The sequence below is a fragment of the uncultured Roseibium sp. genome (assembly GCF_963675095.2).
Lineage (GTDB): Bacteria > Pseudomonadota > Alphaproteobacteria > Rhizobiales > Stappiaceae > Roseibium.
This window is the reverse complement of sequence record NZ_CAXXSJ010000033.1, coordinates 1-26192: the sequence shown is the minus strand read 5'-3', so window position 1 is coordinate 26192 and position 26192 is coordinate 1. Positions and strand designations below refer to the sequence as shown.

Genomic DNA, 26192 nt, shown 5'->3' with positions numbered 1-26192 from the left:
GCCAGCCATCGCGCTATCGGTCGCTTCCGAGGATCAGCGGCAGCCCGTCCTTGCCGGAACCGATGATGACCGTCTTGGAATTGGGCGAAGTGGACAGCTCCTTGGTTGCCTGAACGCCCTGCCAGCGCAGCAGATCCTCCGTCAGGCTCTGCTTGATGATGTCCTGGTACTTCTTGATCCCCTCGGCCTCGATCGCCTTGCGTTCGGCCTCCTTGTGCTCGATCCCGAGCCGGTATTTGTAGGCTTTTTCCTCTTCCGACAGGGTCAGTTTCCGCTCCACCGCCAGGCGTACGGCAGGCGGCAGTTCAACGCTTCGCACCAACACATCGTCGACGATCACATAGCGGTCCTCGACATTGGTCAGACTGCTGACGACGATGGATTCCAGAAAGCCACGCTTGCTGGTGTAGACCTGCTCGGGCGTATACTGGCCGACGGCGCGGCGCAGGACCGCTTCGGTTTCGGGAAAGACGATCTTGTCCAGATACTCCGGGCCGACGGTCACGTGAAGCAGTGGAAGAAGCCGGAGGTCCGGCCGGTAACGGACCGCGATCTGCAGATCGATCGGCAGACCGCCCTGGGTCAGCATCGTATAGTTGCGTTCCTTGGTCTGCAGCCGGACATTGTAGATATACATCCGGTTCCAGGGCCAGATGATGTGCAGTCCTTCGCCGTAGATCCGGTTCATTTCCGTGCCCGACACCCAACGGTAGAGGACACCCGCCTCACCGGACTGGACAGTGATGACGACCCGGTTCCAGATCAGGGCGAGGCCGACCCCGAGACCAATAAGCAAAATCAGAAAATAAAGCTGAATGCGACGCCGGCGTTCACCTCGCAGCACCTCTTCGTAGTCGTCGAATTCGTCGTCATAAGCCATTCGGCCGACTCACCTCTCCAGAACCGCGGGCGAACACGAACTATACGGCGGGATAGGGCGGCATTCCAGTGCGTAACCCGCTTTGCCCAAATCGATTTCAAGCATTCTCACCCGCCTTCGCCGACGGATCGCCCTCCCGATTATCCGGCTCGGCAATTCTCTCGATAGCCTTGCGGAAATCCGGAATCCATTCCTTCAGATGAGGCGGTCGGAGAATGGTGTAGTGATCGGTTTCCACCGGGCGAACGACCAGGGACGCTCCCGCAAGATCTTTCCAGGACCCGCCACTCTCCTCCGCGTTTGGAACTGCTGCGCGTATGAGAGTGACCGGCGCATCGCCCGTGCCGGGAACATGGTCCATAAAGGCCTTATAGTTGGCGGCAAAGACCGCGTAGAGGCGCTGAAGCTGAGCCCGGGTCGCGCCGGGCAGGACGGCTTCCAGTTGCGGCAGGGTCATGACCCGTTCGACGATGTCCTCGCCCCCGGCCACCTGGACGTCGGCACCGAACAGGTCCCGCAGGAAGGCTTGCCCGCACCTGCTGTCGAAATCGGCATCGGCAAGACCGGAGGCGCCTTCCAGGTGCGTGACCTCTTCCGGCGTATAGCTGTCGATCAGGCCGACAAAGGCGACCTCTTCCCCCTGCCCGGCCAGTTGCATTGCCATTTCCCAGGCAACGTTTCCACCGAAGGACCAGCCACAAAGGGTGTAGGGGCCATGAGGCTGAACATTGCGGATGACTTCGCAATAGGAGGCCGCCAGATCCTCGATCGTGCGCTTGGCGCAGGTTTCGCCCGGCTCCAGCCCTTCCGCGCGGATGCCGTAGACCGGACGGTCGAGATCCAATTCTCCGACCAGGGCCTGATAGCAAGTAAGCGTGCCGCCGATCGGATGGATCAGGAAGACCGGCGGACGTTTCTCCTCCTCGCCGTCCGGCGTGGGTTGTTTCAGGGAAACAAGCAGCGAGGCGTCTTTCGCGTCAGCCGCTTCTCCCGCCTCGGGGAGAGCCCTCGAAATCCCCAGCTGGCGGAGCAGGCGCGCCTGGGTTGCGATCGTTCCGGCCTGCGCCAGATCGGTCACCGACAATGCACAACCGAATGTCTGTTCGATCCGGTTCAGGAGACGGACCGTAAGCAGGCTATGACCGCCTGCATCCGCGAAATCTTCTTCAATACCGATCGGGCACTCCGGTTCCCTGCCCAGAACCTCCATCCAGACAGTCTGGAGCTCTTCCTCGACCCGGTCCCGCGGCGGCCGGCCAGCGCCGTGTCCCGCCGTCTCTTCACGTTCCGCACGCAGCAAGGCCCGGCGGTCAATCTTCCCGCTGGTGGTTTTCGGCAGATTGCCCAACCGGACCCAGACCGAGGGCACCATATGCGGCGGCAGCCGGCCGGAGAGTTGTTTGCGCAAAAAGGCATCGTCGAAGGGTTCCGCCTCTCCACCGAGACAGGCGGTCAACACCGGATCGCCCGCCTTGTTGCGCTCGACCAGGACAGCACATTCCGCCACTCCGCAGGCGGCAAGTGCTGCTTCCACCTCGCCAAGCTCGATGCGGTGGCCGCGGATCTTGACCTGATCGTCGATCCGGCCGTGGAACTCAACGACACCGCCGCTGTTGGGACGGAAGCAGGCAAGATCGCCTGTGGCATAGAGGCGGATGGCCTTCTGCCCAAGACGATGAATGCGGAAGCGGTCTTCGGTGAGATCCGTGCGCTTGTGATAACCGAGCGCGAGGCGTCCGCCGCCGATATGAAGTTCGCCGACCACACCGTCCGGCACCGGATTGCCGTGTCGGTCGAGTATGTAGATCTCCGTTCCGGGGAGTGGCCGGCCTATGGGAATGGTGTCGTCGCCGTCGGCCGGCTTCACCATGTGAACCAGCGCGGTGACCGTTGCCTCGGTCGGCCCGTAGGCATTGACCAGCCGTTTCCCGGACAGGCCGCTCCGGTTCCAGGCAGCTGCTACCTCGGGCGTCAGCGCCTCTCCGCCAACGATCATGAGCCGCAGATCCAGTCCGGAAAGATCGGCACCGCTTCGGTCCCAGGAGCGCAGTAGTTCGTGCAGGTAGACCGGCGGCAAGTCGGCGACGGTGATCCTCTCTTCACTCAGGAAACGGCGGAATTCATCCGCCGTCTGCAGATCGGCAGACCGCAGCACCAGCCGGGCACCCGCGGCCAGTGGCGGCAGGATCTGTTCAATAGCGGTATCGACCGCCGTCGGCGCGAATTGCAGCACCGCATCGCTTGTCGACAGGCCGTATTCGCCGATGATGACCTGGCAATGTTCGGACAGGGCGCCGTGGGACACGACGACGCCTTTTGGGACGCCCGTGGAGCCGGATGTGTAGATGATATAGGCGGGATGATCCGGGGCGATCTCGGCTTCCGGGAACCGGACGAACCGGCTGCGCATCCAGTAACGCGCCCTGTCCAGATCGATCACATCCGCCGGCCTGTCCTTGAGATCGCGCAGGCGGTTCGCCAGGGAGCCGCGGCTCAGGACCAGTGCAACCTCGGCATCGCGCAGGATATAGGCCAGGCGCTCGTCCGGATATTCGGGATCGAGCGGGACCCAGACGGCGCCGATCGCGATCACAGCCAACAGAGCGGCAATACCGTCTGGCTCCCGTTCCAGGAAAACGGCGACCCGATCGCCGGAGCTGACCCCGTGTTCCGTCAGCGCAAGCGCGATCTGCTTCGACCGGAGGACGAGGTCCCGGTAGCTCAGACGTTTCGCGCCGCTGACAATCGCTGTTGCAGACGGGTGTTCCTGCGCTGCGGCAAAGACCAGATCATGGGCAAGCTCCCCGGACGCGTGAAGACGTTCGCCTCTGGCCCAGTGATGCAGGGCCCGGTCGGTTTCCGGCCTGGTCAGCATCGGCAGCGCGGAAACGGGTGTTTCAGCCTCGGTGACCGCCGCTTCCAGAAGCCGGCGGAAATGGGCAAGCATGCGCTCGATGGTGCCGCGGGCGAACCGGTCGCCGTCATAGCCGGCGATGATCGACGCCCCTTTCGGATCGTCCTGAACCTCAATGCCGAGTTGCGCGCCGCCCACCTGCCGGATTTCGGATAGAAGAGCCACGTCGCCGCGGGCGAACAGATCCAGCTCCCCCCCATCGAGGACGAAGTTCTGATAGGCGAAACTTACCTGATAGGGCGGCTTGCCGGTCGCCGTGCCGCCGTGTTCGCGGGCAATGGTCGTGAACGGGATATCGCTGTTGCCGAGCCCCTCGCCAAGCGCCGCATGAACGTCCTTGGACAACGGACCGAAGGACAGACCCGGGTCGATGCCAAGACGCAGTGCGATCATGTTGGCGCAATAGCCGACGGTTTCCTCGAAGCGGCGCGACGGACGCCGCAGCGTCGGCACGCCGATCACAAGGTCTTCCTCGCCGGTATAGCGGTGGAGGAGAGCTGAGAAGGCGGTGAGATAGACCGAAGCGGGACTGACGCCCTGCTGCCTTGCCAGTTCGCGAAGCCCTGCGGTCAGGTCCTCAGGCAGCCGGATTTCCAGATCCTGTCCGTTCGATGCGGCAGCCCGCCCAGTGCCCGGCCTTGCCGGCAGTTTCAGCACCGGCGCGGGGTCGGAGAGTTTTTCCAGCCAGTACTGCTTCTGCGCCTGTCCTTCGTCCGAGGCGGCAAACGCCGCCTCCCAGGCGGCAAAGTCGGAATAGTCGGCGCTGTAACCCTTTTCCGGTACCGGAGCTGACCGGCGGAAGTTCCCGTAGGCCGACCAGAACCGGCGCGTGATCACGGCGGATGAAATGCCGTCTGTGACCATATGATGGGCGGTCAACAGGACGATGCTTTCGTCCGGCCCAAGCTTGCCTCCGGAAAGATGCTCGACCCGGAAGACGGCTTTACTCAGATCGAACGGCAATAGAACGCGCTGGCGCAGGAAGCCGGCGGTTTCGACTTCCTTCGGCATGACGAGCGGCCGAAGGTCCACACCTTCCGGCCTTGCACGAAGGACCGGCTCGCCGTCTTCTTCGACAATGCGAGTGCCGAGGATCGGATATTCCGCCACCAACCAGTCCAGGGCCTTTGAAAGTGCGGCACCGTCGGCGGACTTCACCCGGAAGGCCAGCGGAACATTGTATTCGCCGCTTTCGGGATAGAGGGACTGCAGCACCCACAGACCCTTCTGCGCCTCGCCTAAAGGGCAGCGATAGGGACCGGCGATTGCCGGATTTGGCTCTTCGTGCACGGGTGCCGGTGCAGTGTCGCTGGTTTCCGACTCCAGAAAACGGGCCAGCGCCTGCGGTGTCGCATGGGTTTCCAGAACCTTCTGCGACAACACCCGGCCAAAGGCTTCCTCGACCGCATAGATCAGACGCATGCGGACCATGGAATCGACGCCGAGAGCCTCGAAGGTCTTCTCCGGTTCGAGGTCATCTGCGGAGCAACCCAGCTCAGAGGCGAGTGTCCGGGCAATGAGCTGAGTTGCGGTCTCGCTGCGTTCCTCCACCGGTGCGTTTTCGGGTGCCGGTGCGGTCTCGTCCGGCAGCGCTTGCGGTACAGTGTCCGGTGCGGAGCCCTGCGGCAGCCAGTGGCGCTCCCTGGCGAACGGATAGCCCGGCAGGACCAGCATCGGTCCTGTGCGGGATTCTTCATCTTTGGCGGCGACCAGCGCAGGTTCTGTATCAGCCCGATAGTCGAAGTCTTCCAGCTTGGCCGCCAGTTCGTCTCGATCCGTCGCGACGATCTCGACGCGGCAGGCGAATGTCTCGCGACCAAATCGCAGGGTGCGCGACAGGGCCGCCATGTCGAGGTCTTTGGCCTCGCGTAAATAGGCGGCCAGTCCCTTGCGTAAGTCGATCAGCCGATCTTCGCTTCGGGCCGAGAGTGGGAACAGGCGCGGGCGCCGTTCCGACGACGATTGCTGCGCCGGGAGCGCCGGGGCTTCTTCCAGGGTGAGAAACACATTCGACCCGCCCGCCCCGAAGGAACTGACGGTCGCCCGCCGGGCCAGCTCCTTTCCACTCGCAACCGGCGCGGTCCAAGGCGCCAGCACGGTCTGCGGCCGGAACGGCGTGCCCTGAAGCAGATGGGCGGTCTCCGTAGTGGATGTGCCGAAGGACGGGAACAGTTCGCGGTGTTCGAACTGCAGCAAGACCTTGGTGAGCTGCGCCAGACCGGAGGCGGCTTCCGCGTGGCCCATGTTCGATTTGACCGAGCCGACGGCAAGAGATGCCTGCTCCGGCTTCCGGTCTTCATAGACCCGGCCAAGCGCCCGCAGTTCGATCGCATCGCCGACCTGCGTACCGTTGGCCGCCACTTCGGCATAGCCGACTGTCGCCGGATCGATGCCGGCGGTTTGGAACGCGTCCTCAAGCAGGCGCACCTGCGCATCCGCGTTGGGCACGGCATAGCCCGCGGAATGGCCCGCGTGATTGGCAAGGCTGCCCTTGATCACCGCGAGCACGCGGTCTCCGTCCCGAAACGCATCGCCAAGCGGCTTTAAAAGAACAGCACCAACACCTTCGGCCGGCAGATACCCGTCGCCGCCGGACAGGGCACGGCTCTCGGCGCTGCTGCCGACGAGACCGCCTCGGCTCAGCGCCTCGTATTTGGCCGGGTGGATCGAGAGATTGACGCCGCCTGCCACCGCCAGCCGGCATTCGCCGGCACGCAGGCTCTGGCAGGCCTGATGGACCGCCTGCAGGCCGGAGGAACACATGCTGTCGACGGCGACGCTCGGCCCTTGGCAGTCGAAGAAAAACGACGTGCGGTTCGCGATCCCGGAATAGGACGACAGAGCCAGCAGCGTCCGGCTTTCAGGGTCAGACGCCAGACCGGGATATTGCTGGTACATGGAGCCGACGAAAACGCCGACGCGCTTGTCGTAATGCTCGGCCAGGTAGGAGCGCGTATGCCCCGCCCGCTCGAACAGGTGCCAGGCGGTTTGAAGGAAGAGCCGTTCCTGGGGATCCGCCAGATCGGCCGCGCGGGGTGTGTAGCCGAAGAACGCCGCGTCGAAGCAATCGACATCGGAGAGGAACCCGCCCCATTTGCAATAGCTGGCGCCGGGTTCGCCCTTGCGCGGCGAATAGCGTGGCAGCAGGTCCATGCGGTCTGCCGGGATTTCGGTCACGCAGTCGCGGCCTTCCCGGAGCAGCTTGGCAAAGGCCTCGATGGTGTCCGCACCCGGATAGCGGCCGGCGACGGCGATGATCGCGATGTCGCGGTCGTTCCCATCTGCGACGGGTTCCGGTTCTTCGGCCTTTTCAGATGCAACAACGGGCGGCTGTGATGCCGGTGCGACCGGGTCTTCCGTCGCGACCGGGCTCTGCCGGGTCATCAGTTCTTCGGCGAGGCGATTGATGGTCTGGAACTCGAACAGGATCGTCTGCGGCAGCGGGCCGAACGCCGCTTCGAGGGCCTCGACAATCTCCAGCGAGGAAACGGAATCCACGCCGAACCGATCGATGGTGTCGTCGGGCGCCAGCCGGTCTGCCGGAATGCCGAGACAGGTAGAGAAACATGCCTTGATCTGTGCGACGACCTGTTCACGTGCACCGGATGCCACGACCGGCTCGGAACGCCGGACGTCCTCAACTGTTGCTTCGACCAGCGCCGGTTGCGGCTTGGCGGCTGCGGGCTGCGGCGGCGCCATCAGGCCGCGTAACCGATCGTGGTCGCCTTCCAGTACCAGAACCTGGTCTTCGTCCAACCGAGACAGGATCGCAGTCAGGGCGGCGATGGCCGGAGCGGTTTCCAGCGGACGGACGCCGGCTTCCCGGTCCATGGCCTCGATGGTGCGGGCATCCATATGCATGCCGCCGTCGCGCCAGTAAGGCCAGTCGATGGCAATTGTCCGGCCATGACAGGTGCCTGCGGAAACGCGTTCATTACGCAGGCTTGCGAAACGGTCGAGGAAGGCGTTGGCTGCGGCATAATCGGACTGGCCCGGGTTGCCGAGCGCGCCGGCTGCCGACGCGAACAGCACGAGGAAATCGAGCGGCCTAGAGCCAAGCGCCTCATCCAGAATATGCGTGCCGGTCACCTTGGGCGCCAGAACCTCGCGCAGCGTCGCCTCATCCTTGCTCGCAAGCAGACCGTCGCGGGTGATGCCGGCGCCGTGGAAGACCCCGTCCAGATGCCCGTCAATGACATCGATCTCGGCCAGCAGGTCCGTTACGGCATCCCGGCTCGTCACGTCGATGCGGCGGTAGTGAACGGTCGCACCCAGGGCTTCCAGGTCTTTCAGGCGCTCTTCAGCTTGCGGCTTCAGATGCGACCGTCCGGTCAACCAGAGTGAAGGCCGGACGCCGCTGGCCGCGATCGCTTCGGCCACATGAAGGCCGATGCCACCGGCCCCGCCGGTCAGGAGATAGACGCCATCCTGCTTCCACGGCGACCGGTCCGGCCTAGCCATTGGAGCGACCTCTTCCCAGGACCGGACTAGCCGGCGGCCGTGCCGATAGCGAATGGCGTTCTGCTCGGCTGCGCAGTCAGCATCGGCTGCGAGCCTTGCCGCGAGATCGTCATCACTGTCCACCGCAACAAGCTGGCACGACAGACTCCGGTGTTCCATCGCCGCGCAGCGCAACAGCCCGCCGAGGCCTTCCAGAAGGCTGTCCTCGCCATCAGCGGGCACGACGACCTGCACAACGGCCTGTTGCGGCCGCTTCCGGGCAAGATCCTGCAGCAGCTTCATCAGCCGTACGGCATGGAATTCATACCGGCTGTCGACAGGGCCTGCCGGAGCCTCCAGCGCAATAACCTTGGTCTCCGGACTTTCCAGACGACTGGCGAGACTGCGGTTCGAACCCAGACTGCCGCAAAGCACGACAAGACGCTCCTTAGGCGGCAAACCTTCATCCAAAGCAAGCACCTGCTCACGCCAGACCGGCGCAAACAGCAGCGGCAAAGAAGCCTGTACCGGCTTCATCTCCGGTTTCGGGGGATTTACCGTGGCCTCGATATCCGGAAGCCAGCAAAGGTCCTCGGCAAAGGGATAGGTGGGAAGGCTGATCGGCGCCGGCTTCGGACCCGGGCGCAATGCCGGCCAATCAACCTTTGCCCCTTTATCCCATCTTTCGGCGACGGCCGACAACGGGAGAGAGAAGTCCGCCGCAGGTTGGCCGGCTGCAGCGCGCGCCTGGAAAATGCCTTCGTCACCGCTTTGACCTGCAATAGCCCGATCCAGTTTCGCCGACAGATCCGGCTTGTCCCTTGCGACGATTGCCAGGCGTTCCTCGAACGCCTCCCGGCCTTCCTGCAGGGTGAAGGCGACAGAGGGCAAGTTCGCTTCGGTCAAACCGTTGAGAGTCGACCGGAAATTTGTGAGCAGAACCCGCAGTCGTTCCGGGTCGCGGGCCGAGAAGGGGTAGATCACGGGACCTGCGGAAACGGTCGGCCGCGCCTGTCCGAGGTGCTCGGCAATCACGATATGCGCGTTCGAGCCACCGGCGCCGAAGGAAGACAGTCCGGCGATCCGCGGCAGCGGCCTGTCGCCGGACATTCCCTGCGGCCAGGCCTCAAGCCGGCGCTGGACCCGGAAGGGCGAGGTCTCGAAGGGGATATTCGGATTGAGCGTTTCGGCATGAAGCGACGGCGCGAGTTCGCCGTGCTTCAATTGCAGCAGGATTTTGGTCAGACCGGCAATTCCCGCGGCACTTTCGCCGTGACCGATATTGGACTTCACCGAGCCGATGGCGCATACAGTTTCGCCTTCGCCCTGCTTGCGCCAGGCCTTCGTCAGGGCCGCGATCTCGATCGGGTCGCCCAGGGTTGTTCCGGTTCCGTGGGCCTCGACGTAGCTGACCTGATCCGGCGAGATTCCGGCGCGTTCCATGGCCTTTTCGATGACCGCCGTCTGGGCCGCCGGATTGGGAACCGTATAGCCGTTGGTCTTGCCGCCGTGATTGAGCGCCGAGCCCAGGATCACACCGTAGATCCGATCGCCGTCGGCCTCCGCCCGGCTTAGGGGTTTGAGCAACACCGCACCGACGCCTTCCGCCGGCACGTAGCCGTCGCCGCCTTCACCGAAACTGCCGCAGCGCCCGGTGGTCGACAGGAACCGGCCCTGCGCCAGGGTCAGGAACTTGTTCGGATGGGGCGTCAGGTTGACCCCTCCGGCCAGCGCCACCGAACAACTGCCCGAACGCAGGCTGTCGCAGGCAAGATGGATCGCCGTCAGGGACGACGAGCACATGCTGTCGACCGTCATGCTCGGTCCGTGGAAATTGCAGAAATAGGACACCCGGTTGGCAACACCGGCCGGACTGGTGCCGATCGCAAGCGGCTGGCCCTGCGCCTGACGTTCCGGGCCGTAGAGCTGGTATTCCTCCCACATGACGCCGACGAAGACGCCCACATCGCCGCCGCGAAGGCCTTCCCGGTCCGGCGCCACGGTTGCCCGCGTATAGCCGGCGTCTTCCAGGGTTTCCCAGGCGCATTGCAGGAACAGGCGTTCCTGCGGGTCCATCAGCTGTGCTTCGCGAGGCGCGATGTTGAAGAACATCGGATCGAACCGGTCATGGCCGTCGACGAACCCGCCCCATTTGCAGGTGGTCTTGCCGGGTTGCCGGACCGGATCGTAATAGCGGCTGTGGTCCCACCTGCCGGCCGGCACCTCGGTGACGCTGTCGCGGCCGGCCGCCAGGTTCTGCCAGAATTCGGTGAGGGACCGGGCGCCGGGATAGCGGCCCGCCACGCCGATGATCGCAATCGGTTCATCGACCGCCACCGGACCGCGCCTTGTTTCTGAGCGCGCCTCAACCGGGACGACTTTTCCAGACGCCGTCTCCGCTGTGCCAACAATGGCACTCAATCGTTCGGCATGCTCCTCAAGGAAATAGCCAAGAAGCGCGCCTAGGGTCTGGTGTTCGAAGAACAGGGTTTTCGACAGAGGTCCGAAATCGCGCTCCAGCACGTCGGTCAGCTGCATGATCAGGACGGAGTCGATGCCGTAGTCCTCAAGCGGCGCGGACAGGGAAATGGCGGCAGCGTCGATCTCCGTTTCGCGGGCGACCAGGTCGACAAAATACCTCTCTGCAGCGCTCCTGAAGGGAACCGCCTCAGGCGCCTTTTCCGTGCGCAGCGGCTGCTCCCCATCCCCGGACGCCTGCGGCAGCAGGCGCAGCGAAAACCCTTCGATCCGGACACAGACCCGGCCGCCGTCATCGGCAAGATCGATATCCAGTTTGTGGATGCCGTTGGCCGAGGACACGGTTCGTAGATGCGCCCACATCGCCTTTGCTGTCGGCCCAAGGATCTCCATCCGGTCGATGCCGAAGGGTAGCGCAGCGCCTGTCCCGCCGTCACCGGAGAAGGACACGAGAGCGGCATGGAAGGCTGCATCGATCAGGCTCGGGTGCAGGACGAAGTCCCCGCCCTCGACGTCCGCCGCCCGGGGCAGTTGCAGGCGCGCAAGAACACCGTCGCCGCCGGACTTCAATTCACTCACTGCGCGGAAGGCCGGTCCATAGTCGATGCCAAGGGCTGCATAGGAGGCATAGAGCCAGTCCGGGTCGTGTTCCGTCCGGCAGGCCTGCTTCAGGGCTTCCAGATCCATATGCGGTGACGGGTCTGCCGCAGCGGCGATGCCGACATTTCCGCGCATGTAATCGGCCTGGGAGCGGTCGTCGGCCGTCAGCCGGAACGACCAGGCCTGTTCGCCGGTTTCGCTCAGTCGGACGCGGAGATTCATCTCGCCGCTGCCCAATTCCACCGGCCTGCGCCACGTGACATTTGAAAAGACCAGCGGCAGGCCGTCGGACGGCAATTTCTCCGCGGCCGCCTTGCGGATTATTTCCAGGCTCATGGCTCCGGGCAGGATGCGGCTGCCGCGGATCCGGTGGTCGCGCAGGTAGAAGGCGTCTGCGTTCAGATGAACGTGGCAATCGTCCTGTCCGTCCTCATCCGACGGGGACGCGATTACCGATTGCACCATGGCCGCCTGATGCGGCATCGCTTTCGGCCGGCCGGCACCGCCGATGCGATAGACATCACGCGCGAACGGATAGGTCGGCAGCCTCAGGCGCCGATGCGGTCCGCGACCGAGAGCTTTCCAATCGACCTTGCCGCCGGCGACCCATTGTTCCGCGATGCCATGTGGCCCGGCATCGCCGATGGGCGTGCTCGCCGCTTCGCTGCCGGGTTTGGCACGACCGCGGCAGATCCCCGGCGCGGCGCGATCGTCCAGGAATGTCTTCAGGCGATCGACAAGCTCGTCCACGGTTCCGGCAACGATTGCCAGCCGTTCGGCCAGTTCGGCCCGGCCGGCCTGCAGCGTAAAGGCGAGATCGCCCAGATCCCTCTCTTCGATCCGGCCGCTTTCGAGCGTGTCCAGCAGATTGCGGGCGCTCTCCTTCAGACTGTTCGGATCACGCGCGGAGAGAACGACAACGACGGGACCGTCCGGTTTCGCCCGCAAAGGCGTTTTCGCCGACCGATATTCCTCCAGCACCACATGCGCATTGACGCCGCCGAAACCGAAGCTGCTGATGCCGGCGCGCAGCGGCAACGGTTTACCGGCCTCGTCCCGGACCGGGGTCCAGTCCCGCGCACTTCGGACAATCTCGAACCGGCTGTCGCTCAGGTCGATATACGGGTTGATGTCCTCGCAATGGAGGCTCGGCGCCAGCTGCCGGTGCTCGATCTGTTGCAGAACCTTGATCACCCCGGCGACGCCGGCGGCCAGCTCCAGGTGGCCGATATTGGTCTTGACCGAGCCGAGCCGGCAGCCGTCACTGTTGAGATGGCTATCGGTTTCGGGGAGCGATCGGAAGGCCGATTTCAGGGCATTGATTTCGACCGGATCGCCAAGAGCGGTGCCGGTGCCATGGGCCTCGACATAGCCGACAGAACGCGGATCGACCCCGGCCCGTAAATAGGCGGTGCGCAGGAGGTCCGCCTGGGCTTCCGTGTTCGGCGCGGTCAGAGAATTGGCGTGGCCGCCGTGATTGATCGCCGTTGCGCGCACTAGCCCTAAGATCGGGTCGCCGTCGCGTTCGGCATCCGACAGGCGGCGGAGGAACAGCATGCCGACGCCCTCACCGCGCACATAGCCGTTGGCCCCGGACGAAAACGTCTTGCACCGCCCGTCCGGCGACAGCATCCCGGCCCGGGCGAAGTTGATATGGGCGTCCGGCGTGACGATCGTATTGACGCCGCCGACCAGCGCCATGGCGCAGTCGCCGGCGCGGATGGCCTGCACCGCCCGGTGCAGGGCGACAAGGGAACTGGAGCAGGCCGTCTCCACCGGTTCGCTCGGACCGTGCAGATCGAGGAAATAGCTGATCCGGTTCGGACCGACGGAGGGAACGGACCCGGTCGCGACATAGCCCTCGCTGCCGGTATCGTCGCCAATCCTCTCGCAATAGCCGCTGGAAGACGTGCCGACGAAGACGCCGACCTTCTGACCGGCAAGGCTCTTCGGCGAATGACCGGCGTCCTCGATCGCCTTCCAGGCGTGCATCAGCATCAGCCGCTGCTGCGGGTCCATGAGTTTCGCTTCACGCGGCGAAATGGCGAAGAACAGCGGGTCGAATTCGAACACCCGGTCGATGAAGCCACCCCAGTGGATGTTCGTTTTTCCGGGGTCCTGTCGCGGGTCGCCGTCGATCTCTTTCCAGTCCCAGCGGTCGGCCGGAATGCGGGTGATGCAGTCGCGGCCGGCAATCAGGTTGGACCAGAAAGCGTCGACATCTTCCGCCATCGGGAAACAGCAACTCTGGCCGACGATGACGACGGGATCGTCGTCATTGGGTGAGGCCTGCCGATCCGCGCCGAAACCTGTTTCGGGAACCCGTGCCGGGACAACCGGCACAGCCGGTTCTTTTACCGTCTCGCCCGCTATTTCAGCATTACTCGCGATGCCCAGTTGTTCCTCCGACAGGTCCCCGGCGATATGGCGCGCGAGCCGTTCCAGGGTCGCGTATTCGAAGAAATCGGCAGGCGTCAGCGACAAGCCGAGCTCGGCGTTGATCCGCGAGGCAAAGGCGGTCATTGTGACCGAGTCGAAGCCGAAATCACCGAGTTCGGCTTCCACATCCAGTTCCGATGCATCCACTTCCAGCGTGCGTGCGGCAATGCCGGTGACAATCCGAAGGGCTGCGGAATGTCTTGCCTCATCGCTGACGATTGCCGAAGCCTCTACAGCCGGGCTTGCGGGGGCAGACCTGTCAGGCTGTTCGAGGGCGCGGACCGCGAAACCCTCCAGTCGGACCGCAACCGTGCCGGTCTCATCGCAAACATCGATGGACGCGCCGGTGTCTCCGGCACGAACGACGGCCCACATCCGCTCGCCGGTCCGGCCATGAACAGCGACCCGCCGAACTGAATAGGGCAAAGCGGTTCCGTTGGCTTCGTCCTCCTCCAGACCGATCAGAGCCTGCAAGGCACCGTCGAGAATGGACGGGTTCAGTTCAGGATCAGGGTCGGCTTCGGTCGGAAGCTCCAGCCGGGCGACAACAAGACCCGGCCCCTGCCACAGGCCGGCGATGGCACGCTGTGCCGGACCGTAGCGAAGCCCAAGGTCTTCGAAGCGACGATAGATGTCCGCAACATCAAGCGCGCGGATCGCCGCAGACCTGGCGGCGTCCAGATCGATCTTCGGAGCGATTTCCTCGCCGAGAGCACGGATGGCACCCTGCGCATGCGCGCGTGTTCCCGTCGGCCCGGTGGCGAAAATCGTATACCGGAACCGCCCCGAAGGTTCCTCCTGCAACAAGACTTCGAGACACTCAGATCCTTCGGTCACGGAGACCGGATTCGTCCAGGTGTGCCCAATGAGTTCGAAACCCTTCGATCCCGTATCGGCGCGCGCCAGCGCCTGACGTACAAGCTCAAAGGACATCACGCCCGGCAGGACCTTGACGTCCTCGACCAGATGATCGCGCACGAAACTTTCCAAGCCGTCGATTTCGACCCCGAATGACGTCGAAGTGGTTGGTGTTTCGGCCGGGGCCTGCGGCCGCTTGCCGACCCAGAATTCCGTTTTTGCAAAAGGATAGCCGGGCAGGGAAATCCGCTTTCCCGGACGGCCCTTGCGCACTGACTGCCAATCGACATTGAAGCCGCCGGCCCAGAGCGCCAGCAGATCCTCTGCCCGGCCTCTGTCGGCAAGCCCGGCGGCCGCTTCGCGCAACGGTCCGTCGCTTTCAAGCACCGACATGGTCCTGCGGTTGGTCTTCACCCGGCCGGTCTGGACGCCTTTGGCCGTGTCCCCTGCCAGCCAGGCGTTGAGGCGCTCCAGCATCTGCGCTTTGGTTTGCACGACAAGACCTAAGCGGAATTCCATCGGGTCGCGGGCGATCTGGAGTGTATGGGCGATATCGCAGAGACTTGCCGCCTGACCGGGCCCGGATAGGAAGGCCGCGAGCCGGTCTGCCATCTCCTTGAGCTGCGCCTCCGATTTGGCGGAGAGGATGATCAGTTCGGGCTCAGTCGAAACCTCGGTAGCAGATACCAGATCGTCCGGTGCCGGATATTCCTCCAGCACCACATGGGCGTTGCTGCCGCCGAAACCGAAACTGCTGACGCCGGCACGCCGCGGCAGGATGTTGCCGTCTGCATCGATGATGTGGGACCAGGCCGTTTCCTGTTGTGCGACATGGAACGGGCTGCCCGCCAGTTTCAAGTAGGGATTGAGCTCGTCGCAATGGAGCGTCCTGGCGATTTCGCCATGGCGCATCTGCAACAGGACCTTGATGAGCCCGGCAATGCCGGCGGCGAGTTCCAGATGGCCGATATTGGATTTCACCGAGCCGATGGCGCAGCTTTGCGCCGGGGCTGGACCGAAGGTCGCTTCCGCATCACGGGCGAGATCCGCAAAGGCGCTGGTCAGGGCCTCGACCTCGATCGGGTCGCCCAGCGGCGTGCCCGTGCCATGGGCCTCGATATAGCCGACCGTGCGCGGATCGATGCCGGAACGGGCATAGGTGGTGCGCAGCAGCTCCGCCTGGGCTTTCGGATTGGGCGCCGTCAGCGAGGCTGCATGACCGCCGTGGTTTTCCGCGCTGGCGCGGATGACGGCCAGGATGCGGTCGCCGTCGCGCTCGGCATCGGCAAGCGATTTAAGGAACACCAGGCCGACGCCTTCGCCGCGGGTGTAGCCGTCTGCCCTCGCCGAGAACGGCTTGCAGTGGCCTTCCGGCGACAGCATGCCGGCCTTGGAAAAGCCGACGAAGGCTTCCGGCAGCAGCAGTGCGTTGATGCCGCCGGCAATCGCCGCAGAGCAATGGCCGGAGCGGATCGCCTCGACGGCCCGGTGAACGGCAATCAGGGCGCTGGAACAGGCGGTCTCGACGGCAACACTGGGACCATGGAAATCGTAAGTGTAGCTGATGCGGTTCGGGCCGAGCGACGGGGCGAGCGCCGTCATCGAATAGCCCTCGATGCCGACGCCGGCCTGGGAAATCAGCCGGCTGTAGCCGGTGTCGGCCGTGCCGATGAAGACCCCGGTCTTCGAACCGGCAAGGGCCGAGGGCGCATAGCCGGCATCTTCCATCACCCGCCAGGCCTGGGTAAGCAGAAGCCGCTGCTGCGGGTCCATCATCCGCGCTTCCGGCGCCGAGACGCCGAAGAACGGCGCGTCGAACGCGGCAATACCTTCGATAAAGCCGCCCCACTTGGCATTGCCCTTGCCCGGTTCCGACAGGGGATCGCCCCAATAGGCGCGCCAGTCCCAACGCTCCGGCGGCACCTCGCAAATGCAGTCGCGGCCTTCCTTCAGCACCTGCCAGAAGGCATCCACATCCGGCGCGCCGGGGAACTGCGCGCTCATGCCGATGATGGCGACCAGATCGTCTACCGGCTGTTGAGCGACAGGCGCAGTCGATCGCGGTTCGGCAATGGCTCGGCGGGCCGGCGGCTCCGGCACCGGTTCCTGCTCCAGAACCGGTTCTTCCTGTTCCGGTTCGGCCGGCAAGGCAGCGCCGAGGGCTGCAGCCATCGACCCGGTTTCTGCCTCACTCAGATGACCTGCCAGGCCATCGAGGGTCGGATATTCGAAGAACAGGGTCGGCGTCAGCTCCAGGTCGAAGCGGTCGTTCAGCCGGTTGGCGAACTGGGTGAAGCCGATGGAATCGAAACCGTATTCGGTGAGTTCGACATCCGGATCGAGATCGTCGGCCGAGACCTTGAGCTGGGCACTGGCCTCGTCCACGAGGCCTGCCAGAACGAGACGGCGCAGGTCAGCAGATGGTGCGGGCGCGACCTTGGCAGGCGACATTGCAGCAGGCTGATCGGGCTTGACGTCCGGCTCCTGCAGGCTGCCGATGAAGCGGCGGATCCGGGCGGCGTTTCCAACCGTGACCAGACGCCGGGACGAGGTCCCTTCCAATGCGGCGTATAGCGCTTCGATGCCTCTTCCGGTCTCCAGCGGCACCAGTCCGGTGGTGCGGCGCATGAGATCCTGCCGGGCCGGATCGAGGCCCATGCCGCCGCCCTGCCACAGCGGCCAGGCAATGGAAAGCGTGCGGCCATGGCACAGGCCCTTCCGGCGCCGGGTTTCGCGCGCTTCGGCGAAGCCGTCGAGGAAGGCGTTGGCGGCGGCGTAGTCCGCCTGTCCGGTGTTGCCGGTGACGCCGGAGATCGACGAATAGAAGACAAGGAAATCGAGCGGCGCATCGCCGATAGCTTTGTCCAGCGCCACCGCGCCCGCCACCTTGGGCGCGAGGACGGCGGCAACCTGTTCCGGCGTCTTGTGCGTAAAAGCTCCGTCCCGCACCACACCGGCGGCGTGAATGACGCCGTCAAGCCCGCCATAGTCCCGCCGGATCACTTCGACCAACTCCGCAACGGCGCTTTCGTCGGTGAAATCGACACGCGAGTGATGCAGACGCGGTTCGGCCTCCAGCCAGGCCGTTGTTTCAGGGTCCGGATCGTTACGGCTGGCGAGGATGACTGTCGCGCCCGAAGCCTTTTCCAGGATGTCCTTGGCCAGATGCCGACCGAGCTTTCCGGTGCCGCCGGTGATCAGGTAGACCCCGCCCGACCGCCATGGGACGGACGCCGTTCGGGGAGCCGTCTCGACCTCACCCCAGACTTCCATCGACAGGCTGTCACCGTCCGCCTTCAGATGCGCGTCGGCCGGGGCATTGGTCGTGTCGCGCAGCAGCCGGACAAGCGAATCCGCATCCGTTCCCGCGCTAATGGTGAGAACCTGACCGCCGATCTTCGGATGCTCGCGATGCAGGCTGCGCAGCATGGCGCCAAGGCCGCTGAGCGCTTCCGATCCCTCGCCTTCCGACAGGACAAGTTGGAGAGTGGCCGGACCGTTGTTCAATAGCTCCTGGCCGATGGTCAGGAGTTGATCGGCAAGAGCGGAATAGCGCTGTTGCAGGGGGAGATCGGACCGGTCTTCCAATTCCCGGCAATCCCAATTCGGCAGTCTGAACGCCAGAGCATTCGCGTCACCTGTTCCGGCTGTCAGAAGAACAATGCGCCGCCTGCCGTCTGTCGCTTCGGCGGCGCTCACGAACGGACGCCAGTTCGGTTCGAAGCAGAGCAACTCCGTATCGTCCGTCTTTTCAATCGCACGGGTCGCGAAGCCGCACAGGGCTACGCGCACGCTGCCATCGTCCGCGATCAGGTCAATATCCATCTTGCGCAGCCCGGCCCCTGACGCCAACCCGCCCCGGACATGGGCCCACATGGCGGCCTCGCAGGGACCGAGAATGTCGACGGCATCGACGGAAAAAGGCAGGGCCGCGATCTTTGGTGCATCGCCTGCTTCGCCCAGCGCCAGACCGATGGCGGACTGCAGAGCGCCGTCCATCAGGCTCGGATGAAGGCCATAGTCGGAAAGCACCGGCCTCAAGGCCTCCGGCAGTTCAAGCCGGGCAAGAACCTCGGAGCCGACCGCAAGATCCGAAATGACCCGGTGGCCCGGACCGTAGGCAAGACCCATCGCATCAAAGGCGGCATAGATTTCGGAAGCCGGCAGATGGCGCGCCGACGCATTCCGAAGGGCGTTCAGGTCCACCGTTCGGCCCGCCGGTTCCGCGCCCGCAACGATCCGCATCTGCGCGTGAACGACCCGGTCGCCCTCGTCCGTCCGGGTGACGATTTCCGCCCGTGCGCCGCCATCCTCCAGGCGGGATATTTCGCAAGTCACCGTAACGGGCCGCTCCACCTTGAGCGGCGTCATCCAGACGACCTGGCGGAGTTCCGGATCGGCAATGCCGTCCTGCTCGGCGGCGGACCGGGCGAGTTCCAGATAGGCAACGCCCGGCAGAACCGGCGTTCCGCCGACCCTGTGATCGGCCAGGAAGACCTCCCGCCCTGTCAGTCTGAGTTCATACCGTCCCTTACCCTCCGGCGACGGCACCAATGCCGCAGTCTGTGCCTGCGCCGGCTTCGCGTCTTCCGGCAGCCAGAAGCGTTTGCGCTGGAAGGCGTAGCCCGGCAGGGTGATCCGATGCGGGCGGTCGTCGCCGTAAAGCCTGAGCCAGTTAACATCACCGCCTGCGGCCCAGTGCTCGGCAATGGCAGTTGCGCCCTTGGCCGAAGGATCGAGCGCATCTGCTTTTTCCCGGCGACCCGGCGGAATCTCGCCGGTAGCGGCAATGCTCCTGTCACCGGCGAGGTAAGCCTCCATCTTGCGCAGGAGGCCATCCCTGTCGGTTGCAATGAAGGCCGCCCGGCAGCGCATCGCGTCCCGGCCGATCTGCAGCGTATAAGCCAGTTCGGCGAGATCGGCCGTGGCGGCGGCTTTCCGCAAGTGGGCAACCGCGTCCCTGAGCGACGCCTCGGTCTTTGCCGACACCGGCACCACCACCGGATTTTCCGGGGCAGACGCGTCGCCCTTCGGACGCTGCCGGTATTCCTCGATCACCAGATGCACATTGGCGCCGCCTGCGCCGAAGGAACTGAGGCCTGCCCGGCGGGGCTGCTCGGTGCCATCGACCACCGGCCGCTGCCAGGGCGTTTCCTGCTGGAGCAGGTGGAACGGGCTGCCGGCAAGCTCCAATAGCGGGTTGGGCTCGGTGCAATGGAGGGTCCGGTAGCGGGTTCCGCTCTCCATGGCGAGCAGGACCTTGATCAGGCCGGCGACACCGGCCGCCGTTTCCGCGTGACCGATGTTGGACTTGACCGAACCGAGGCCGATCACCGGTTCCGCCGGCTGTTCCAGATCGCAGTCGCGGTAAAGCTCGTCGAAGGCGAGTTTCAGCCCTTCGATCTCGATCGGGTCGCCGAGCGGCGTGCCGGTGCCGTGACATTCGATCAGGCCGATACTGCGCGGATCGGTGCCGGCCTGCCGGTGCGCCTCGACAATCAGGCGCGCCTGGGCCTTCGGGTTCGGCGCGGTCAGCGAGGTGGCACCGCCGCCGTGGTGTTCCACCGAGCCACGGATTACGCCGAGAATGGGATCGCCGTCCCGTTCGGCGAGGTCGAGCCGCTTGAGCAGCACCGCGCCCACCCCGTCGGCGCGGGCATAGCCGTTGGCGTCTTTGGAGAAGGTCTTGCAGCGCCCGTCCGGGGCGATCATCCCGACCTTGGAGAACATGATGTGCTGGGTCGGTGACAGCATCAGGTTCGAGCCGCCGGCAATGGCCATCTCGCAGCCTTCGTGGCGGATGCTCATCACCGCCCGGTGGATCGCCACCAGCGAACTGGAGCAGGCGGTGTCGACCACCTCGCTCGGTCCGTGGATGTCGAGCAGGAAGGACAGGCGGTTCGGGCAGAACGCATGGCCGAGGCCGGTCAGCTGCTGGGCCTCCATGATGCCCGCCCGGTTCACCATGTCCGTATAGTCGAGCAGGTTGATGCCGAGGAACAGGCCAATGTTCTTGCCGGCCAGCGACCCGGGTGCGTAACCGCCCTTTTCGATCAAGCTCCAGACGCATTCCATGAACAGGCGATGCTGCGGGTCCATCAGCTCCGCTTCGCGCGGCGAGATGTTGAAAAAGGCGGCGTCGAACAGGTCGACTTGCGGAACGAAGCCGCCGTATTTCACATCCGTGAAGGCGCCCTTCTTCGGGTCGCCGAAGACCGCCCGCCAGTCCCAGCGGTCCGCCGGGACTTCCTCGATGCAGTCGTCGCCCGCCGCCAGATGGGCCGCGAAGGCCTCCAGGTCCGGGCTTTGCGGGAACATACCTTCCATCGACAGGATGGCGATCGGCACGGATTCACCGGTTGCGTCGGAAGACTTCGGCTCAGCACTTGTCGCAACCGGCTTGGCAGGCCCAGCCTTCGCCGGGCGCCGGAGCGCGGCGGCCCGATGACGGGCAGTCCAGCTTTCCTGCCGGTTTCCGGTTTCGGTCGGACCGCTTGCAGCTTGAACCGGCTCCGGTTCCGGAGCCTCTTCTGCAGCCAGGCGCTCGTAGTGTCCGGCAATGGCCGGGCCGTAGCGGTCGAACAGGATCGCGCTCAGATCGTCGAGATGCTTGGCCTCGAAAAAGGTCGTCGGCGCGACGGAGATGCCGAAGTGGCGGGAGATCTGCACCATCACCTCGGTAATGGCGATGGAGTCGATGCCGAGATTGGCAAGGTTCTCTTCAGGGTCGAGCTGGTCCTCCGGCATGCGCAGGGCCTTTGCGGCGATCTGCCAGACGTCGCGGGCAAGCCAGTCCTGCGTGCTCAATTCCGCTTTCGGCGCTTCCGGCGTTGCCTGCGCCCCCGCCTGCTGCGCCTGTTCCGACAGGCGCGCACCGGCCCGCTCGACCAGTTCCCGGTCGAGAAGCTGCGCCATCCGGGCGCGCAGGTCGTTGCGGGGGCCAGAGCTCATTCGGCCGGCTCCTCCTGTTGCGCAGGTGCAGTGTCGGCAAGCATGTCCCGGTAGCGGCGCATATGGCCGAGCAGCTTCCAGAGATCGGCTTCCCACTGGTGACGGTAGCTGTCGATGAAATAGGTCTGGCCCAGATCCGGGGTATCGGTCTTCTTGGCGGCGAGGAAGCGCTGCAGCCCCCGGGTCTTGCCGAAGAGCGCCCGTGCATAGTTCAGGACGAACAGGCCTTGGGTCTTCAGGCCGTCGCCTAACCCGCCGGCGGCGTTGATGAAGCCCATGAAGAGAATGTTGTCGAGGTTGCGCGGCGTGGAATGCAGGAAGAGATCTGGAATATACCCCTTCCACTCCAGCAGGTCCCTGTCGAGGAAGGGAAAGTCGCGGCTGTAGCCGGTCGCATAGAGCACCAGATCGACCTCGGCCGTGCTGCCGTCCTGGAACCGCACCGTCTTGCCCTCAAAGCCGGCAATATCGCCCTTCGGCGTGATATCGCCGTGACCGATGTGATAGAGCAGCAGCGAATTCATCACCGGATGGGCGCCGTCGAGCGGATAGTCCGGCCGCGGCAGGCCGTAGTCGGCGCCGTCATAGCCGGCAAGCCGGAACACCTCCTCGATATAGGCGAGGGTTTCCTCCTTGGTGGCGAACTTGTTGCCAAGCTCCATCATCCATTGAGGCGTCGGCTTTCCGTCGATGAATTTCGGCTGGTAATAGTAGCCGCGCCGGGTGCTGTGCAGGACCGAGGCCGCGGTGCGGATCGCATCGACGGCGATATCGCAGCCGGAGTTGCCGCCGCCGACGACCAAGACGCGCTTCCCCTTCAGCTGGTCCGCCGACTTGTAGTCACGAACATGCATGACCTCGCCGTCGAACTTCCCCGGATAGGGCGGCTCGGGATAGCGCGGCACCCGCTGCAGGCCGTTGCAGACGATGACCAGCGGGTAGACCGCGTCGTCTCCGGCAGCGGTCTTCAGCCGCCAGCCGTCGCCTTCCGGCGTCAGCGTCTCCACGCCTGCGTTGAAATGCGCCCGTTCATAGACGCCGAAGGCCTTAGCGTAGGACCGGATATAGGCCAGCATCTGGCGGTGATTGGGATAGGCCGGGTAGTCCTCCGGCATCGGAAAATCGGGAACCTGGGTGTTGAACTTCGGCGAGATCAGGTGGAGAGATTCATAGGCACGTCCGCAAGGCGCATCCGAATTCCAGACGCCGCCGAAATCGGCTTCGGCCTCGTAGAGGTCGACCGTGATCCCGCCTTCGATCAGCTCGCGCGCCACGCCGATGCCGGTCGGGCCGCCGCCGATAATCGCCACCTTCTGCGGCAAGCTGCTCATGGCTGCGCCTCCTCCCCGATCCGGATGTCCCGGCTTTGCTCCAGTCTCGTCAACCTGACCCCTTCCAGGCGCAGGCACTCCCGGCCGTCCGCACCGTAAAGCTCGACCGTGAGGCCTTGAGAATCAGACCCGCCGTCGATCCTGACAATCGCCCGATCCTCAAGCGAGGAAAAGCCGATCATTCGCTCGATACTCAGCGGGAAGGCGAGCGCATTGCCCGCCCCCGCATCCGCGACCCAGCCTCCGGCGCGGAACGTCAGCAGACGCCAGACCGCGTCCAGAACGAACGGATCATACAGCAGTCCCTGCCGGTCTTCGGCCGATCCGCGCGGCAGGGCGAGCCGCGCCAGCAGGACATCGCCGTCACGGCGGACTTCGGTGACCGTCGCCATTTCTGCGGACGGTGGACCGGAATGGATCGCACAGCGCTCAGTGAAGTCCCGGAACACCGGCGTGATGTCGGCGCCCGGCAGCGGACCGGTCCCCTCGAGTGACTTGCGCTCAGCGAGAGTGTCGGGCTCTTCTCCGACCGTGCCGAGATGCCAGGGACGTCCCTCTTCGCCATCGGCCTCGACCTGATACAGCAGACCTTCGCTGTCGGACATGCCTATCACCGTGAGGTGGCGCGGCTTGCCGTTTACCGGCACCGGCCTGCCCCAGAGAAGATGCTGCAGGCTGCGCACCGGTTTGCCGGACAGCCGCTCCAGCGCATTGCGGGCGATCTCGGGCAGGAACAGTCCGGCCATCAGCCGCTCCGTGCCGCTTGTATGGGTCGTCAGGAACGGCTCATCGCCGTTGATGCGCACCGCAACCTGGCCGATTTCGCCTTCCTTCGGAACCTTGCCCAGAAGCGAACCCGTCATAGGCCGGATCACGGTGACACCAGGCTGCTGCGTGTCTTCCGCCGGTTCCACCCAGTAGCTGGTCCGCTCGAACGGATAGCCAGGCAGATGCAGCCGGGCAGCAGAAGACGTCGGCCAGTCGACCGCCAGCCCCTTGGCCCAGAGCTCTGCCGCCTTGTTCAGGCCGTTCGCCTCTCCCGATCTGAGCCATTTTGCAACGAGCGCCTTTGCGTCGTCGTCAGAGCCGAAAAGCGCGACGGCGTTCGGATCGCCAGCAGAGAGATAAACGCCTTCGAGCGGTGTGCCGGCAACCACCGAGGACAGCTTGCGCAGGAGATCGTCCCGGTTCGTGAAGGCAAAGGCGAGGCGCTCGCCGAAGTGTGAGCGGCCGGTCTGCAGCGTGCGCGCCAGCGCATCCAGATCCAGATCGGGCCTTGCTGTGATGAACCGTTCCATGTCGCCGGCATAGTCGGTCAGACGGTCTCTATTGCGGGCCGACAGGACGAAGATCTTCGGCGTGCCTCCGCCTGCGGCGGCCGGTGCCGGAACATATTCCTCCAGCACCGCATGGGCATTGGTGCCGCTGAAGCCGAAGGCGCTGACACCGGCGCGGCGCGGAGAACCGGACGGGCCGTCCCAGTCCCGCAGGGACCGGCTGACGGCAAAGGGCGTGCGTTCGAAGGGGATATGGCTGTTCAGGGTTTCCACGTTGATCGACGGCGGCACCTGCCGGTATTCCAGCGCCAGCATTGCCTTCAGCGTACCGGCGATGCCGGCGGAGGCCAGCAGATGGCCGATATTGCTCTTCACCGAGCCGATGGCGCAGCGGTCGCCGGCCGGCACGCCCTCGAAGGCATCGGTCAGCCCCTCGACCTCGATCGGATCGCCGAGCGGCGTTCCCGTGCCGTGACATTCGATCAGGCCGATGGTCGCCGGGTCGATCCGGAAGCGCTCATAGACGTCTTTCAACAATGCCGTCTGCGCCTTCGGGTTCGGCGCGGTGATGCCGTTGGTGCGGCCGTCCTGGTTGACCCCCCAGCCCCGGATCACCGCGTGGATCGGATCGCCGTCCCGCTCCGCATCGGCGAGGCGCTTCAAGAGGACCGCACCGACGCCTTCACCCGGAACGAAGCCGTTGGCCCTCTCGTCGAAGGAGAAGCAGCGGCCATCGGCCGACAGCATGCTGACCTTGGAAGTGTCGATGAACATGTTCGGTCCGACCAGAACACAGGCCCCGCCGGCAAGCGCCATGTCGCAGGTTCCGGACACAAGGCTTTCGCAGGCCTCGGCCAGGGCGACGAGCGAGCTGGAGCAGGCGGTGTCGATGGAAAGACACGGACCGCACAGATCAAGCAGATAGGAGATGCGTGCCGCCAGGATCGAGCCAGAGCTGCCGAGCAGGCTGTAGGTGTTGCGTTCGCTGATCAGGTCCTCGTAACCGCTCGGGCCGGAGGACACATAGACGCCGCAGCGGCTGCCGGCGAGGCTTGCCGGGTCGATCGCGGCATCCTCGATGGCATGCCAGGCTGTTTCCAGGAACAGGCGCTGCTGCGGGTCCATCAGTTCCGCCTCAAGCGGCGTGATGTTGAAGAACCGGGCGTCGAACTCCCCGGCGCCGTCGAGCGCGCCCATCCACTTGCAATAGCTCTTGCCCGGCGCCTGCGGGTCCGGATCGTAGTACTTGCCGATATCCCAGCGGGAGGGAGGAACCTCGTCGATGCAGTCGCGGCCGGAGCGGATGTTTTCCCAGAATTCGCCGAGGTCCCGCGCCTTGGGGAATTTTCCGGACGCGCCGATGATGGCGATGGCGTCGGTGGATGGATGGCGGGCTTCCGCCGGTTGGGTGGGGGCAGTGGCCGGAGCGGTTGGCAGGTCTGCCGGGCTCTGATCGGCTTCAGCGCAAACGGGCTCGGGCTCAACGGTCCACGAAGCCGCAGCCGGCACCAGCGTCGCGACATGATCCACCAGCCCGCCGACACTCGGATGGGCATAGACGGCAGTCGCGGGCAGCTCGATGCCGTAGCGATTATTGAGCTTGCGGATCCAGGTGACCGCCAGGATGGAATCGAGACCGAGGTCCAGGAAGCCGGAGCTGTCCGTAATCTCGCTCGTCTCGATCATCAGGTCCTCGGCGAGGGACGACACGATCTCAGCGCGCAATTTCTGACGATGGCGACCGACGACGCTTTTTGTCTGCGAAGGCGTGGCTTGAACGGGCTCGGATTGCACCGGTACGGGCGCGACCGCTTCTGCAACAGGCCGCTCCCCGATCAGCTTCGCCACATGGGCGATCAGAGCGCCGACGGTCGGGTGAGCGTAGACGGCGGTCGCGGGCAGGTCGATGCCGTATGTCGTGTTGAGCTTGCGGATCCAGGTCACGGCCAGAATGGAGTCGAGACCGAGGTCGAGGAAGCTGTCGTCGTCACGGATGTCGGCGACATCGATCATCAGGTCTTCGG

The 26192-nt window shown here is 64.8% G+C and carries 4 protein-coding genes; all 4 read right to left on the bottom strand.

The window, feature by feature from the left end; genetic code table 11:
- Positions 1-13: 13 nt before the first annotated feature.
- Positions 14-880 (bottom strand): prohibitin family protein, encoded by an 867-nt coding sequence (locus tag ABIN98_RS12805; RefSeq protein ID WP_346910491.1) that lies wholly within the window; start codon positions 878-880, stop codon positions 14-16.
- Positions 881-977: 97 nt separating this feature from the next.
- Positions 978-21560, bottom strand: a complete 20583-nt coding sequence (locus ABIN98_RS12800; protein WP_346910489.1) for an amino acid adenylation domain-containing protein — start codon at positions 21558-21560, stop codon at positions 978-980.
- Positions 21557-22891: an NAD(P)-binding domain-containing protein gene (locus ABIN98_RS12795; RefSeq protein WP_346910487.1), complete on the bottom strand. Its 1335-nt coding sequence runs from the start codon at positions 22889-22891 to the stop codon at positions 21557-21559. The genes ABIN98_RS12800 and ABIN98_RS12795 overlap by 4 nt, the downstream gene beginning before the upstream one ends.
- The coding region (locus ABIN98_RS12790; protein ID WP_346910486.1) for a beta-ketoacyl synthase N-terminal-like domain-containing protein at positions 22888-26192 on the bottom strand (3305 nt) is incomplete at its 5' end. The genes ABIN98_RS12795 and ABIN98_RS12790, both read right to left, overlap by 4 nt.

Coding starts and splice junctions, on each gene's coding strand:
- ABIN98_RS12805 (WP_346910491.1), bottom strand. CDS start 880: ATGGCTTATGACGACGAATTCGACGACTACGAAGAGGTGCTGCGAGGT.
- ABIN98_RS12800 (WP_346910489.1), bottom strand. CDS start 21,560: ATGAGCTCTGGCCCCCGCAACGACCTGCGCGCCCGGATGGCGCAGCTT.
- ABIN98_RS12795 (WP_346910487.1), bottom strand. CDS start 22,891: ATGAGCAGCTTGCCGCAGAAGGTGGCGATTATCGGCGGCGGCCCGACC.